The sequence below is a fragment of the Aquitalea sp. ASV11 genome (genome assembly GCF_016429185.1).
Lineage (GTDB): Bacteria > Pseudomonadota > Gammaproteobacteria > Burkholderiales > Chromobacteriaceae > Aquitalea > Aquitalea pelogenes.
In genome coordinates this window covers 1-253 of sequence record NZ_JAELUD010000335.1, presented here as the reverse complement: position 1 = coordinate 253, position 253 = coordinate 1, and the positions used below count along the sequence as shown (strand labels likewise).

At 68.8% G+C, this 253-nt stretch carries 1 protein-coding gene; it reads left to right on the top strand.

The genetic code is table 11. The features are described from left to right. Nucleotides 1–253 (top strand): hypothetical protein (locus tag JHD62_RS22450; RefSeq protein ID WP_199104711.1); only part of this gene is annotated, 253 nt, incomplete at both ends.

The following is a 253-nucleotide window of genomic DNA, read 5'->3' as shown; positions in this document are numbered from 1 at the left end:
CCCCCCCCCCCCCCCCCCCCCCCCCCCCCCCCCCCCCCCCCCCCCCCCCCCCCCTTTTCAAGCAGAAGACGGCATACGCGATTATTGCGTTCGTCTCGTGGGCTCGGAGATGTGTATAAGAGACAGCAGCTGGCCTTCCGTCTGGCAGAAACTGCCTTGCAAGCGGGGGAGGCGGCCTTGCCCGGTCTGCCGCAGCTGGCACGGCTGGGCGCAATGCCGGCGGTGGAACTGAATGGGCCGACTTCTCCCTTTA